This is a genomic window from Mycobacterium paraense (assembly GCF_002101815.1).
Taxonomy (GTDB): Bacteria; Actinomycetota; Actinomycetes; order Mycobacteriales; family Mycobacteriaceae; genus Mycobacterium; species Mycobacterium paraense.
In genome coordinates this window covers 395,175-408,233 of the sequence record NZ_LQPM01000013.1, presented here as the reverse complement: position 1 = coordinate 408,233, position 13,059 = coordinate 395,175, and the positions used below count along the sequence as shown (strand labels likewise).

Genomic DNA, 13,059 nt, shown 5'->3' with positions numbered 1-13,059 from the left:
AACAAGTGGAACTGCTTCGCGGGGCCTTGCGGACGTACGCCTGGGGATCGCGCACCGCCATTGCGGAATTCACCGGGCGCACGATTCCGGCCGCCCATCCCGAGGCCGAGCTCTGGTTCGGCGCCCACCCCGGCGACCCGGCCTGGCTGGAAACGGACAAGGGCGAGGTCTCGTTGCTCGAGGCCCTGGTCGCCGACCCGGAGGGGCAGCTCGGGGCGGGGTCGCGCGCCCGGTTCGGGGACGTGCTGCCGTTTTTGGTCAAGGTGCTCGCCGCCGACGAGCCGCTGTCGCTGCAGGCCCACCCCAGCGCCGAGCAGGCGGTCGAGGGCTACCTGCGCGAGGAGCGGCTGGGCATCCCGGTGTCCTCGCCGTTGCGCAACTACCGCGACACCTCCCACAAGCCGGAGTTGTTGGTGGCGCTGCAGTCCTTCGAGGCGCTGGCCGGCTTTCGCCAGGCGTCGGCGACCATCGAGTTGCTGCGCGCGCTGGCCGTCTCCGACCTCGACCCCTACATCGACCTGCTGAACGACCAATCCGACGCCGACGGCCTGCGCGCGCTGTTCACCACCTGGATCACCGCGCCGCAGCCCGACATCGACGTGCTGGTCCCCGCCGTACTGGACGGCGCGATCGCCTACGTCAGCTCCGGGGCAACGGAATTCGCGGCCGAGGCCAAGACCGTGCTGGAGCTCGGCGAACGCTATCCCGGTGACGCCGGCGTGCTGGCCGCGCTGCTGCTCAACCGCATCACGCTGGCCCCGGGCGAAGCCATCTTCGTGTCGGCCGGCAACCTGCACACCTACCTGCGCGGCTTCGCGGTCGAGGTGATGGCCAACTCCGACAACGTGTTACGCGGCGGGCTCACCCCCAAGCACGTCGACGTGCCCGAGCTGCTGCGGGTGCTGGACTTCACCCCCACCACCGAGGCGCAACTGCGCCCGCACGTCCGCTGCGAGGGGTTCGGCCGGATCTACGAGACGCCGACCGCCGAGTTCGCCGTCGCGGTCCTGGCGCTCGACGGCGAGTACCTCGGCCACGAGGTCGACGCGACGTGCAGCCACGAGGGCCCGCAAATCCTGTTGTGCAGCGAGGGCTGCGCCACGGTGCACGCCAAGTCGGGATCGCTCACGCTGGAGCGGGGCATGGCCGCCTGGGTGGCGGCCGACGACGGGCCCATCCGGCTGGTCGCGCGCGAGCCCGCCAAGCTGTTCAGGGTGACCGAGGGGCTGTAAGGGCGCTAGTCCTGTCGTTACGGGCTTCCCGGCGCTCGCGCAGCCACAGCCGCATGTTGTGCGCCATGGCCCGCCCGACGATCCGCGGCGGCGGGACCATGTACAGGCTGTCCAACAGGGAGAACCGGCGCAAAAACCACTCGGCCAGAACGGGATCGGTTTCGGCGGCCCCGAGGAACTGGTCGAACAGCGCGCCGGAGGGCCGCCACCACCAGGGGATCGATCCCTTCGTGGTGGCGTGGTGGAACGTGATGTCGCCGATGGCGTTCATCATCCACACGGGGTAGGTGGTCTTGGCGGTGGCCCGATTCAGCTCGCGGGCGAGGTCGTCGGATTGCAGCGCCCGCCGCAGGTGACCGGCCTGCAGCGACGTCATCGTCATGCCCTGCCCGAAGGTGGGGTTGAAGCTGGCGACGGCGTCGCCGAACGGTACGATGCAGGCGGGGAAGCGGTCCAGTTTGTGGTAGCGGCGCCACCGGCTGGCCGGAAACGCGTGAAACGCCGGCTCGCCGAACGGTTCCGCCTGCGCCAGCGCGGCATTGAGATGCGCGGGCAGCAGCTTGTCGGCCAGCGCGAGCATCTCCGGGAAGGTCCGGGGCGGTTTGGCGTCGGCCACGCCGAACGTGGTCAGCACCCACACGCGGTCCTCGTAATGCAGCATGCCCAGCCCGAGCGACTCGTCGTGGGAGGCGCCGGCGACCACCACCTTCTCGGCGATCACGCCCTCCGGCATCCGGAACTGGTGGGACGCGTAGTGGATGCCGATGTCGATGGTGGCCTCGACCGGGCGCTGAAATCCCCACTGCTCCAACCACACCGGCAGCCGGGTACCCCGGCCCGCGGCGTCGACGACGAGGTCGGTGGGCACGAACTCCGGCTCGCCCTGGCCCTGGGGGTCCAGCAGCACACCGGTGACGCGCTGGCGCCCGCGGTCGTAGCGCGGCTCGAAAACCGACCGCCGCACGATCTCGACGTTGTCGATGTCGCGCACCCGCCGGCGCAGCTGCCACTCCAGGTGCGGCCGGCTGGGCACATAGGCGGTGAACTCGTCGCGCAGCGTGTGCCCGGTCCCGAGGACATGGCCCGCGGCGCCGAGGTGGATGCAGTCCGGCCGGTTCTCCAGCATGGGCACGCCCGCGGCCACCATGTCGGCCAGCAGGCCGGGGAAGAGGCTCTCGAACTCCGCCGCCCCGCGCGCCATCAGCATGTGCAGATGCCGGTCCTGCGGGACGGCCGCGCGGTTCGCCGGCGCCCTCGGCAACTCGTCGCGCTCGTACACCGTCACCCGCGAGTAGCAATCCGAAAGCACCCGCGCCGCACACAAGCCGGCGATGCTTCCCCCGATGACCGCCGCGTGACCCCGTGCGTTCCCCCCGCTTCCCGCCATGCTCGCAGACTACCCAGTACTGTGCGGTCCAACGGGCACATCCGGAAGGGGGCGGCCGAATGGCGAATCGATGGCGCACCAAATCGGTCGAGCAATCGATCGCCGACACCGACGAGCCCGAGACCCGGCTGCGCCGGGAGCTGACGTGGTGGGACCTGACCGTGTTCGGCGTCGCGGTGGTGATCGGCGCCGGGATCTTCACCGTGACCGCGTCCACCACCGGCGACATCACCGGGCCCGCCATCTGGATCTCGTTCATCATCGCGGCCATCACCTGCGCGCTGGCCGCCCTGTGTTACGCCGAATTCGCCTCGACGCTGCCCGTGGCGGGCAGCGCCTACACGTTCTCCTACGCCACCTTCGGGGAGTTCCTCGCCTGGACCATCGGCTGGAACCTGCTGCTGGAGTTGGCGGTCGGCGCCGCCGTCGTGTCCAAGGGCTGGTCGAGCTACCTCGGCAACGTGTTCGGATTCGCCGGCGGCACAATCCAACTCGGGTCGATCCAGCTGGACTGGGGCGCGCTGCTGATCGTCGCGACGGTCGCGACGCTGATCGCCCTGGGAACCAAGCTGTCGTCCCGGTTCTCCGCGGTGATCACCGGCATCAAAGTGTCGGTGGTGCTGCTCGTCGTGATCGTCGGCGCCTTCTACATCAAGGGCTCCAACTACTCGCCGTTCATCCCGAAGCCGGAGGCCGGGCCGGCGGCCTCGGGCATCAACCAGTCGGTGCTGTCGCTGCTGACCGGGGCCCACAGCAGTCACTACGGCCTGTACGGCGTCCTGGCGGGCGCGTCCATCGTGTTCTTCGCGTTCATCGGGTTCGACATCGTCGCCACCATGGCCGAGGAGACCAAGCGGCCCCAGCGCGACGTTCCGCGGGGAATCCTGGTCTCGCTGGGCATCGTCACCCTGCTGTACGTCGCCGTCGCGGTCGTGCTGTCCGGCATGGTGTCCTACACCCAGCTCAAGACAATGCCCGGCCACAAGCCGGCCAACCTGGCCACGGCGTTCGCGGCTAACGGGATTCAGTGGGCCAGCAAAATCATCGCCATCGGCGCGCTGGCGGGGCTGACGACCGTCGTGATGGTGCTGATGCTCGGGCAGTGCCGGGTGCTGTTCGCGATGGCGCGCGACGGGCTGCTGCCGCGGCCGCTGGCCAAGACCGGGTCGCGCGGCACCCCGGTCCGGATCACGGTGCTGGTCGCGGTGGTGGTGGCGGCGACGGCGTCGGTGTTTCCGATCGCCAAGCTCGAGGAGATGGTCAACGTCGGGACGCTGTTCGCGTTCGTCCTGGTGTCTGCCGGCGTCATGGTCCTGCGCCGCACCCGGCCGGACCTGGAGCGGGGGTTCCGAGCCCCATGGGTGCCGGTGCTGCCCATCGCGTCGATCTGCGCCTGCGTGTGGCTGATGCTCAACCTCACCGCGTTGACCTGGGTTCGGTTCGGCGTGTGGCTGGTGGTGGGAACCGCGATCTACGCCGGCTACGGGTACCGGCACTCCGTGCAGGGCCGCCGGGACGCCGGGCGGGAGCCCGCGGAGGCGGTTTCGTTTACAAAATAGCGTTCTGTGTCTAGACAGGAGACGCAAACGGCAGTAATGTCCAACCTCGAGATGCGCTTTGTTTTGCCGAGCCTGTAAATCCGCAGGCCCTTACTCGCACTTTGTCTGCGGATTTACCGGCTCGGCGAAGCTCCACGACCCACACGGAGGTTTGGTCCTATGACGACACTCGAAGCGGCGACCTGGCGGGACCGCAAGCGCCATCTGTGGCTCATGGGACTGATCGCCCCGACCGCGCTCTTCGTGATGCTGCCGATCGTCTGGGCGCTGAACCGGTTCGGCTGGCACGCCGCCGCGCAGGTGCCGCTGTGGATCGGGCCGATCCTGCTCTACATCCTGCTGCCGCTCCTCGACGTGCGGTTCGGCCCCGACGGTCAGAACCCGCCCGACGAGGTGATGGAGCGCCTGGAGAACGACAAGTACTACCGCCGCTGCACCTACGTCTACCTCCCGTTCCAATACCTCAGCGTGCTCCTGGGCGCCTACCTGTTCACCGCGTCCGACCTGAGCTGGCTCGGCTTCCCGGCTGGTTCTGAAGGGGGACTGGGCTGGGCCGGCAAGCTGGGCGTGGCGCTGTCGGTCGGGGTCCTCGGCGGGGTCGGGATCAACACGGCCCACGAGATGGGGCACAAGAAGGAGTCGCTGGAGCGGTGGCTGTCCAAGCTCACCCTGGCGCAGTCCTGCTACGGCCACTTCTACATCGAGCACAACCGCGGTCACCACGTGCGGGTGTCCACTCCCGAAGACCCGGCGTCGGCGCGCTTCGGCGAGACGTTCTGGGAATTCCTGCCGCGCAGCGTCTTCGGGAGCCTGCGTTCGGCGTTGCGGCTGGAGGCCCAGCGGCTGCGCCGGCTGAACAAGAACCCCTGGGATCCCCGGACCTACCCGGGCAACGACGTGCTCAACGCCTGGGCGATGTCGGTGGTGCTGTGGGGCGCGCTGATCGCCTTCTTCGGCCCGGCGCTCATCGGATTCGTGATCATCCAGGCGGTGTTCGGGTTCAGCCTGCTGGAGGCGGTCAACTACCTCGAGCACTACGGCCTGCTGCGGCAGAAGCTCGACTCGCCTTCCGGGAAAGCCCGCTACGAGCGGTGCGCCCCGGTGCACAGCTGGAACTCCGACCACATCGTGACGAACCTGTTCCTCTACCACCTGCAGCGGCACAGCGATCACCATGCCAACCCGACCCGGCGCTACCAGACGCTGCGCAGCATCGAGGGCTCGCCCAACCTGCCCAGCGGGTACGCGTCGATGATCTCGCTGACCTACTTCCCGCCGCTGTGGCGCAAGGTGATGGACCATCGGGTGCTGTCCCATTACGACGGCGACATCACCAAGGTCAACATCCACCCGCGGGTCCGCGACCGGGTGCTGGCGCGCTACGCGGTGAGCGCATGAGCGCCTACCGCTGCCCGGGCTGCGACTACGTGTACGACGAAGCGAAAGGCGCTCCGCGGGAAGGGTTTCCCGCGGGCACGCCCTTCGGCGACATCCCCGACGACTGGTGCTGCCCCGATTGCGCGGTGCGCGAGAAGGTCGACTTCGAGAGACAAGGAGCCAACGCATGAGTGACTACAGGCTGTTCCGCTGCATCCAGTGCGGGTTCGAGTACGACGAGGCGCTGGGCTGGCCGGAGGACGGCATCGCGCCTGGCACCCGCTGGGACGACATCCCCGAGGACTGGAGCTGCCCGGACTGCGGCGCGGCGAAGTCCGACTTCGAGATGGTGGAGGTGGCGCGACCGTGAGCGTTACAGTCGCGCCTGTGAAGCGGATGCCGTACGCGGAGGCGTCGCGCGTCCTGCTGCGCGACTCGGTGCTCGACGCGATGCGGGACCTGCTGCTGGCCCGGGACTGGTCTGCCATCACGCTGGCGGACGTGGCCCGCGCCGCGGGCATCAGCCGGCAGACCATCTACAACGAGTTCGGCTCGCGCCAGGGCCTGGCCCAGGGCTACGCCCTGCGCCTGGCCGACCGCCTGGTCGACGCGGTCGGCGGCGCGATCGACGCCAACGTCGGCCACCTCTACGAGGCGTTCCTGCAGGGCTTCCGGTCGTTCTTCGCCGAGTCCGCGGCCGACCCGCTGGTGATCTCCCTGCTGACCGGCGTCGCCAAGCCCGACCTGCTGCAGCTCATCACCACCGACAGCGCGCCCATCATCACCCGGGCGTCGACCCGCCTGACCACGTCGTTGACCCAGAGCTGGGTGGCCGCCAGCGACGAGGACGCCGGCGTGCTGGCGCGCGCCATCGTGCGGCTCGCGCTGAGCTACGTGTCGATGCCGCCGGAGGCCGATCACGACGTCGCGGCGGACCTCGCCAGGCTCATGACGCCGTTCGCGGAGCGGCACGGGGTCATCGATATCCCCTGAGCGCTCGGCGACTACAGTGGCGCAAGAACATACCTAAGCTAAGTACTGCTGGGAACACTCAAGCCATAAGAAGGAAGCGCAACGCCATGACGACGACCGAAAGTTCGTTAACCGCCGACGTCCGCAACGGCATCGATTTCAAGGTCGCCGACCTGTCGCTGGCGGATTACGGTCGCCGGGACATCGAGCTCTCCGAGCAGGAGATGCCGGGTCTGATGTCGCTGCGCCGCGAGTACGCCGAGGTGCAACCGCTCAAGGGCGCGCGCATCTCGGGCTCGCTGCACATGACCGTGCAGACCGCCGTGCTCATCGAGACGCTCGTCTCGCTCGGCGCGCAGGTGCGGTGGGCGTCCTGCAACATCTTCTCCACCCAGGACCACGCCGCCGCCGCGGTCGTCGTCGGCCCGCACGGCACGCCCGAGGAGCCCAAGGGTGTGCCGGTGTTCGCCTGGAAGGGCGAGACGCTCGAGGAGTACTGGTGGGCCGCCGAGCAGATGCTGACCTGGCCCGACGAGCCGGCCAACATGATCCTCGACGACGGCGGCGACGCGACCATGCTGGTGCTGCGCGGCGCGCAGTACGAGAAGGCCGGCGTGGTGCCCCCGGCGGAAGAAGACGACCCCACCGAGTGGAAGGTCTTCCTCGAGCTGCTGCGCAACCGGTTCGAGACCGACAAGGACAAGTGGACGAAGATCTCCGAGTCGGTCAAGGGCGTCACCGAGGAGACCACCACCGGCGTGCTGCGGCTCTACCAGTTCGCCGCGGCCGGTGATCTGGCGTTCCCGGCGATCAACGTCAACGACTCGGTCACCAAGTCCAAGTTCGACAACAAGTACGGCTGCCGCCACTCGCTGATCGACGGCATCAACCGCGGCACCGACGTGCTGATCGGCGGCAAGAAGGTGCTGATCTGCGGCTACGGCGACGTCGGCAAGGGCTGCGCGGACTCGGTCAAGGGCCAGGGCGCGCGCGTCGTCGTCACCGAGATCGACCCGATCAACGCGCTGCAGGCGCTGATGGAGGGCTACGACGTCAAGACGGTCGAGGACGCGATCGGCGAGGCGGACATCGTCATCACCGCGACCGGCAACAAGGACATCATCACCCTCGAGCACATGAAGGCGATGAAGGACCACGCGGTGCTGGGCAACATCGGGCACTTCGACAACGAGATCCAGGTCGCCCAGCTCGAGAAGTCCGGCGCCACCAAGGTCAACATCCGCCCGCAGGTCGACGTGTGGACGTTCCCCGACAGCGGCAAGTCGATCATCCTGCTCTCCGAGGGCCGGCTGCTGAACCTGGGCAACGCCACCGGCCACCCGTCGTTCGTGATGAGCAACAGCTTCTCCAACCAGGTGATCGCCCAGATCGAGCTGTGGACCAAGAACGACGAGTACGACAACGAGGTGTACCGGCTGCCCAAGCACCTCGACGAGAAGGTGGCCCGCATCCACGTCGAGGCGCTCGGCGGCCAGCTGACCAAGCTGACCAAGGAGCAGGCCGAGTACATCGGCGTCGACGTCGACGGCCCGTACAAGGCCGACCACTACCGCTACTGAGCCTTCGATCGCCGAGCGTGAAGCTGTTGCGAGAATTTGGCAAGAAATTCGCAGCAGTTTCACGCTCGACGCGCGGCCGCTAGGCTCGCGCCGTGCTGATCGCGATCGAGGGCGTCGACGGCGCGGGCAAGCGGACCTTGTCGGCGGGATTGCAGAAGGCCTTCGAGTCCGCCGGGATGTCGGTGGCCACGCTGGCCTTCCCGCGCTACGGCCGATCGGTGACCGCCGACGTCGCGGCCGAGGCGCTGCACGGCGAGCACGGTGACCTCGCGTCGTCGGTGTATGCGATGGCGATGCTCTTCGCGCTCGACCGTGCCGGGGCCATCGGCGAGATCGAGGGCCTGCGCCGCGATTACGACGTGGTGATCATGGATCGCTACGTGGCCTCCAACGCGGCCTACAGCGCGGCGCGGCTGCGCGAGGGCGCGGCGGGGGAGGCGGTCGCCTGGGTCCATCGCCTCGAATACCAGCGGCTGGCGCTGCCCGCGCCCGACTGGCAGGTGCTGCTCGCGGTCCCCGCCGAGCTCGCGGGGCGGCGGGCCCGGCACCGCGCCGAGCACGAGCCGGGCCGGCCGCGCGACAGCTACGAACGCGACGACGAACTGCAGCGGCGCACCGGCGCGGTCTACGCTGAGCTGGCCGCCGCGGGCTGGTGCGGGCGTTGGCTCGTCGTCGACGCCGACGTCGATCCGGGCGCGCTGGCCACGACTTTGACCGCCGAGTAGCACAGATTTGTCACGATTTGGCGGTATCGGGCACGAAACGCCCGTGTGGTGCGCCGAATTTGTCCCGATCTGGTGACACCATGGACTCCATGAGGCAAAGGATTCTGGTCGTCGACGACGACGCTTCGCTGGCCGAGATGCTCACTATCGTGCTGCGTGGGGAGGGCTTCGACACAGCGGTTATCGGCGACGGCACTCAGGCGCTGACCGCGGTGCGCGAGTTGCGCCCCGATCTGGTGCTGCTGGACCTGATGCTGCCGGGCATGAACGGCATCGACGTGTGCCGCGTGCTCCGTGCCGACTCCGGCGTCCCGATCGTCATGCTCACCGCCAAGACCGACACCGTGGACGTGGTGCTCGGCCTGGAGTCGGGCGCCGACGACTACATCATGAAGCCGTTCAAGCCCAAGGAGCTGGTCGCCCGGGTGCGCGCGCGGCTGCGCCGCAACGACGACGAGCCCGCCGAGATGCTGTCGATCGCCGACGTCGACATCGACGTGCCGGCGCACAAGGTCACCCGCAACGGCGAGCAGATCTCCCTCACACCACTGGAGTTCGACCTGTTGGTCGCGCTGGCACGCAAACCGCGCCAGGTGTTTACTCGTGATGTGCTGCTCGAACAGGTGTGGGGCTATCGGCACCCGGCGGACACCCGCCTGGTGAACGTGCACGTCCAGCGTCTGCGGGCCAAGGTCGAGAAAGACCCTGAGAACCCGACTGTGGTGTTGACCGTTCGAGGAGTGGGATACAAGGCCGGACCTCCGTGATCTGGCGCTCGCCGCGACGCACGAGGAGCCGTTGGGGGCGCTCTGGCCCCATGACCCGCGGCATGGGTGCGTTGAGTCGAGCCGTGGGGGTTGCCTGGCGTCGATCGCTACAGCTGCGAGTCGTGGCGCTGACGCTTGGGCTGTCACTGGCCGTGATCCTCGCGCTCGGCTTCGTACTGACCAGCCAGGTCACCAACCGGGTGCTGGACGTCAAGGTCAGGGCCGCCATCGAGCAGATCGAGCGGGCGCGCACCACCGTCGGCGGGATCGTCAACGGCGAGGAGACCCGGTCGCTGGACAGCAGCCTGCAGCTGGCCCGCAACACCTTGACCTCGAAGACCGACACCGCCTCGGGCGCCGGGCTGGCCGGGGCCTTCGACGCGGTGCTGATGGTGCCGGGCGACGGCCCCCGCGCCGCCAGCACGGCGGGGCCCGTCGACCAGGTGCCCAGCTCGTTGCGCGGCTTCATCAAGGCCGGGCAGGCGGCCTACCAGTACGCGACCGTGCATACCGACGGCTTCTCGGGGCCGGCGCTGATCGTCGGGACCCCGACGTCCTCGCAGGTGGCCAACGTTGAGCTGTATCTGATCTTCCCGCTGAAGAACGAGCAGGCCACCATCCAGCTGGTGCGCGGCACGATGATCACCGGCGGCGCCGTGCTGCTGGTGCTGCTCGCCGGGATCGCGCTGCTGGTCTCGCGCCAGGTGGTGGTGCCGGTCCGCTCGGCGTCGCGGATCGCCGAGCGGTTCGCCGAGGGCCACCTGTCCGAGCGGATGCCGGTGCGCGGCGAGGACGACATGGCGCGGCTCGCCGTGTCGTTCAACGACATGGCCGAGAGCCTGTCCCGGCAGATCACCCAGCTGGAGGAGTTCGGCAACCTGCAGCGCCGGTTCACCTCCGACGTCAGCCACGAGCTGCGCACGCCGCTCACCACCGTGCGGATGGCCGCCGACCTGATCTACGACCACAGCGCCGACCTCGACCCGACGCTGGCCCGGTCCACCGAGCTGATGGTCAACGAGCTGGACCGGTTCGAGACGCTGCTCAACGACCTGCTGGAGATCTCCCGGCACGACGCCGGTGTGGCCGAGCTGTCCGTCGAGGCGGTGGACCTGCGCACCACCGTGCAAAGCGCGCTCGGCAACGTGGGCCACCTGGCCGAGGAGGCCGGCATCGAGTTGCGGGTGGACATGCCGTCCGAAGAGGTGATCGCCGAGGTCGACCCGCGCCGGGTGGAGCGCATCCTGCGCAACCTGATCGCCAACGCCATCGACCACGCCGAGCACAAGCCGGTCGACATCCGGATGGGCGCCGACGAGGACACCGTCGCGGTGACCGTTCGCGACTACGGAGTCGGGCTGCGACCGGGCGAGGAGAAGCTGGTGTTCAGCCGGTTCTGGCGCTCGGACCCGTCGCGGGTGCGCCGATCCGGCGGCACCGGGCTCGGCCTCGCGATCAGCGTCGAGGACGCGCGGCTGCACCAAGGCCGGCTGGAGGCGTGGGGCGAGCCCGGCCAGGGGGCCTGCTTCCGACTGACGCTGCCCCTGGTCCGCGGGCACAAGGTCACCACCAGCCCGCTGCCGCTCAAGCCCATCCCGCAGCCCGCCCCGGAGCCGACCGCCCCCGACCGCAAGGCGCGCCAACGCGAACCGGCCGAGAGGGGCGCCTGATGCGGCCGTGGCGCAAAGTCGTTGCGCTCTTGTTCTTCGCGGTGCTGCTCGGCGGGTGCGCCGGGGTGCCCAGCGCGTCGGCCCCGCAGGCCATCGGCACCGTCGAACGGCCCGCCCCGTCGAACCTGCCCAAGCCCACCCCGGGCATGGATCCCGACGTGTTGCTGCGCGAATTCCTCAAGGCCACAGCCGATCCGGCGAACCGGCACCTGGCGGCGCGGCAATTCCTCACCCAGTCGGCGTCCAACGCGTGGGACGACGCCGGTAGCGCCCTGCTGATCGACCACGTGGTGTTCGTGGAAACCCGTGGCGCCGAACGGGTTTCGGCCACCATGCGCGCGGACATCCTTGGCTCGCTGTCCGATGTGGGGGTGTTCGAAACCGCCGAGGGCGTGCTGCCGGACCCGGGTCCGATCGAGTTGGTCAAGACGTCCGGCGGCTGGCGGATCGACCGCCTGCCCAACGGGGTGTTCCTGGACTGGCAGCAGTTCCAGGAGACCTACAAACGCAACACGCTGTACTTCGCCGACCCGACCGGCAAGACCGTGGTTCCCGATCCCCGCTACGTCGCGGTGGCCGACCATGACCAGCTGGCCACCGAGCTGGTGTCCAAGATGCTGGCCGGCCCGCGGCCCGAGATGGCCCACACGGTGCGCAACCTGCTCGCCCCGCCGCTGCGGTTGCGCGGGCCGGTGACCCGGGCCGACGGCGGCAAGAACGGCATCGGGCTCGGCTACGGCGGCGCCCGCGTCGACCTGGAGAAACTGTCCACCACCGATCCGCACAGCCGGCAATTGCTTGCCGCACAGATCATTTGGACGCTGGCCCGGGCGGACATCCGCGGCCCGTACGTGATCAACGCCGACGGCGCGCCGCTGGACGACCGGTTCGCCGAGGGGTGGACCACCTCCGACGTCGCGGCCACCGACCCGGGCGTGGCCGACGGCGCGGGGGCGGGGCTGCACGCGCTGGTCAACGGGTCTCTGGCCGGGCTGGACGGGCAGCACATCAACACCGTGGCGGGGGCCTTCGGGCGGATGGGCGATCAGACCGGCGCCGCGCTGTCGCGCAGCGGGCGGCAGGTGGCGTCGGTGGTGACGCTGCGCCGCGGCGCCCCGGACCAGGCGGCGTCGCTGTGGATCGGGGACCTGGGCGGCGAGGCCGTCCAGTCCGCCGACGGGCACAGCCTGACCCGGCCCAGCTGGTCGCTCGACGACGCCGTCTGGGTGGTGGTGGACAACAACAACGTGCTGCGCGCGATTCAGGAGCCGGCGTCCGGCCAGCCCGCGCGGATCCCGGTGGATTCCGCGCTGGTGGCGGCCAGCTTCCCCGGGCCGATCACCGACCTGCAGCTGTCCCGCGATTCGACGCGCGCCGCGATGGTAATCAACGGCCAGGTGATCCTCGCCGGCGTGGAGCAGACGCAGGCGGGGCAGTACGCGCTGACGTACCCGCGCCGGCTGGGTTTCGGGCTGGGCAACTCGGTGGTCTCGCTGTCCTGGCGCACCGGTGACGACATCGTGGTGACCCGCACCGACGCCAGCCACCCGGTGTCCTACGTCAACCTCGACGGGGTGAACTCCGACGCGCCGTCCCGCGGCCTGCAGATCCCGGTGACGACGGTCGCGGCCAACCCGTCGGCCGTGTACGTCGCCTCCCCGCAGGGGGTGCTGCAGTATTCGGCGTCGGCGCCCGAAAGCCAGCAGAGCTGGTCGGAGGTGTCCGGGTTGAGCGTCCCGGGCGCGGCGCCGGTGCTGCCGGGCTAGCACGGCCCGATGTCGGTCCCGCCC

General features: G+C 69.4%; 12 protein-coding genes. 11 read left to right on the top strand and 1 reads right to left on the bottom strand.

The window, feature by feature from the left end:
* Positions 1–5 precede the first annotated feature (5 nt).
* Complete coding sequence (gene manA / locus AWB89_RS13990) at positions 6–1,232, top strand: mannose-6-phosphate isomerase, class I (protein ID WP_085096038.1); 1,227 nt, start codon at positions 6–8, stop codon at positions 1,230–1,232.
* Here manA and AWB89_RS13985 read toward each other — a convergent pair.
* Positions 1,210–2,619, bottom strand: coding sequence for an FAD-dependent oxidoreductase (locus AWB89_RS13985; protein ID WP_085174354.1), 1,410 nt, complete (start codon positions 2,617–2,619; stop codon positions 1,210–1,212). The two genes, manA and AWB89_RS13985, sit on opposite strands and share 23 nt — an antisense overlap.
* 59 nt (positions 2,620–2,678) lie before the next feature.
* Between AWB89_RS13985 and AWB89_RS13980 the strand changes: the two genes are divergently transcribed.
* The 10 genes from AWB89_RS13980 (at position 2,679) to lpqB (ending at position 13,035) form a co-directional block, all read left to right on the top strand.
* Positions 2,679–4,178, top strand: a complete 1,500-nt coding sequence (locus AWB89_RS13980; RefSeq protein WP_085096035.1) for an amino acid permease — start codon at positions 2,679–2,681, stop codon at positions 4,176–4,178.
* A 159-nt stretch (positions 4,179–4,337) separates the two neighbouring features.
* On the top strand, positions 4,338–5,576 hold the full coding sequence (locus tag AWB89_RS13975; RefSeq protein WP_085174352.1) for an alkane 1-monooxygenase: 1,239 nt from the start codon (positions 4,338–4,340) through the stop codon (positions 5,574–5,576).
* Positions 5,573–5,746, top strand: coding sequence for a rubredoxin (locus tag AWB89_RS13970; protein ID WP_085096031.1), 174 nt, complete (start codon positions 5,573–5,575; stop codon positions 5,744–5,746). The genes AWB89_RS13975 and AWB89_RS13970 overlap by 4 nt, the downstream gene beginning before the upstream one ends.
* Complete coding sequence (locus AWB89_RS13965) at positions 5,743–5,925, top strand: rubredoxin (protein ID WP_066908204.1); 183 nt, start codon at positions 5,743–5,745, stop codon at positions 5,923–5,925. The genes AWB89_RS13970 and AWB89_RS13965 overlap by 4 nt, the downstream gene beginning before the upstream one ends.
* Before the next feature lie 26 nt (positions 5,926–5,951).
* Complete coding sequence (alkX, locus tag AWB89_RS13960) at positions 5,952–6,548, top strand: TetR family transcriptional regulator AlkX (protein WP_085174350.1); 597 nt, start codon at positions 5,952–5,954, stop codon at positions 6,546–6,548.
* 86 nt (positions 6,549–6,634) lie between these two features.
* Complete coding sequence (gene ahcY, locus AWB89_RS13955) at positions 6,635–8,107, top strand: adenosylhomocysteinase (protein WP_085174348.1); 1,473 nt, start codon at positions 6,635–6,637, stop codon at positions 8,105–8,107.
* 92 nt (positions 8,108–8,199) lie between these two features.
* A complete protein-coding gene (locus tag AWB89_RS13950; RefSeq protein WP_085174346.1) occupies positions 8,200–8,832 on the top strand; it encodes a dTMP kinase in 633 nt (210 codons plus the stop codon).
* An 80-nt stretch (positions 8,833–8,912) separates the two neighbouring features.
* Positions 8,913–9,599 carry a two-component system response regulator MtrA gene (gene mtrA / locus AWB89_RS13945; RefSeq protein ID WP_055576516.1) on the top strand — a complete coding sequence of 229 codons (687 nt, stop codon included), beginning with the start codon at positions 8,913–8,915 and terminating at the stop codon, positions 9,597–9,599.
* Positions 9,596–11,269 carry an MtrAB system histidine kinase MtrB gene (gene mtrB, locus AWB89_RS13940; RefSeq protein WP_085096023.1) on the top strand — a complete coding sequence of 558 codons (1,674 nt, stop codon included), beginning with the start codon at positions 9,596–9,598 and terminating at the stop codon, positions 11,267–11,269. Before mtrA ends, mtrB begins: the two co-directional genes overlap by 4 nt.
* Positions 11,269–13,035, top strand: a complete 1,767-nt coding sequence (gene lpqB, locus AWB89_RS13935) for an MtrAB system accessory lipoprotein LpqB (RefSeq protein WP_085174344.1) — start codon at positions 11,269–11,271, stop codon at positions 13,033–13,035. The genes mtrB and lpqB overlap by 1 nt, the downstream gene beginning before the upstream one ends.
* Positions 13,036–13,059: the final 24 nt, after the last annotated feature.

Bases quoted from the DNA above. Each gene is read 5' to 3' on its own strand.
- AWB89_RS13985 (WP_085174354.1), bottom strand. From the start codon at position 2,619: ATGGCGGGAAGCGGGGGGAACGCACGGGGTCACGCGGCGGTCATCGGG.
- AWB89_RS13980 (WP_085096035.1), top strand. From the start codon at position 2,679: ATGGCGAATCGATGGCGCACCAAATCGGTCGAGCAATCGATCGCCGAC.
- AWB89_RS13975 (WP_085174352.1), top strand. From the start codon at position 4,338: ATGACGACACTCGAAGCGGCGACCTGGCGGGACCGCAAGCGCCATCTG.
- AWB89_RS13970 (WP_085096031.1), top strand. From the start codon at position 5,573: ATGAGCGCCTACCGCTGCCCGGGCTGCGACTACGTGTACGACGAAGCG.
- AWB89_RS13965 (WP_066908204.1), top strand. From the start codon at position 5,743: ATGAGTGACTACAGGCTGTTCCGCTGCATCCAGTGCGGGTTCGAGTAC.
- alkX (WP_085174350.1), top strand. From the start codon at position 5,952: ATGCCGTACGCGGAGGCGTCGCGCGTCCTGCTGCGCGACTCGGTGCTC.
- ahcY (WP_085174348.1), top strand. From the start codon at position 6,635: ATGACGACGACCGAAAGTTCGTTAACCGCCGACGTCCGCAACGGCATC.
- mtrA (WP_055576516.1), top strand. From the start codon at position 8,913: ATGGACTCCATGAGGCAAAGGATTCTGGTCGTCGACGACGACGCTTCG.
- lpqB (WP_085174344.1), top strand. From the start codon at position 11,269: ATGCGGCCGTGGCGCAAAGTCGTTGCGCTCTTGTTCTTCGCGGTGCTG.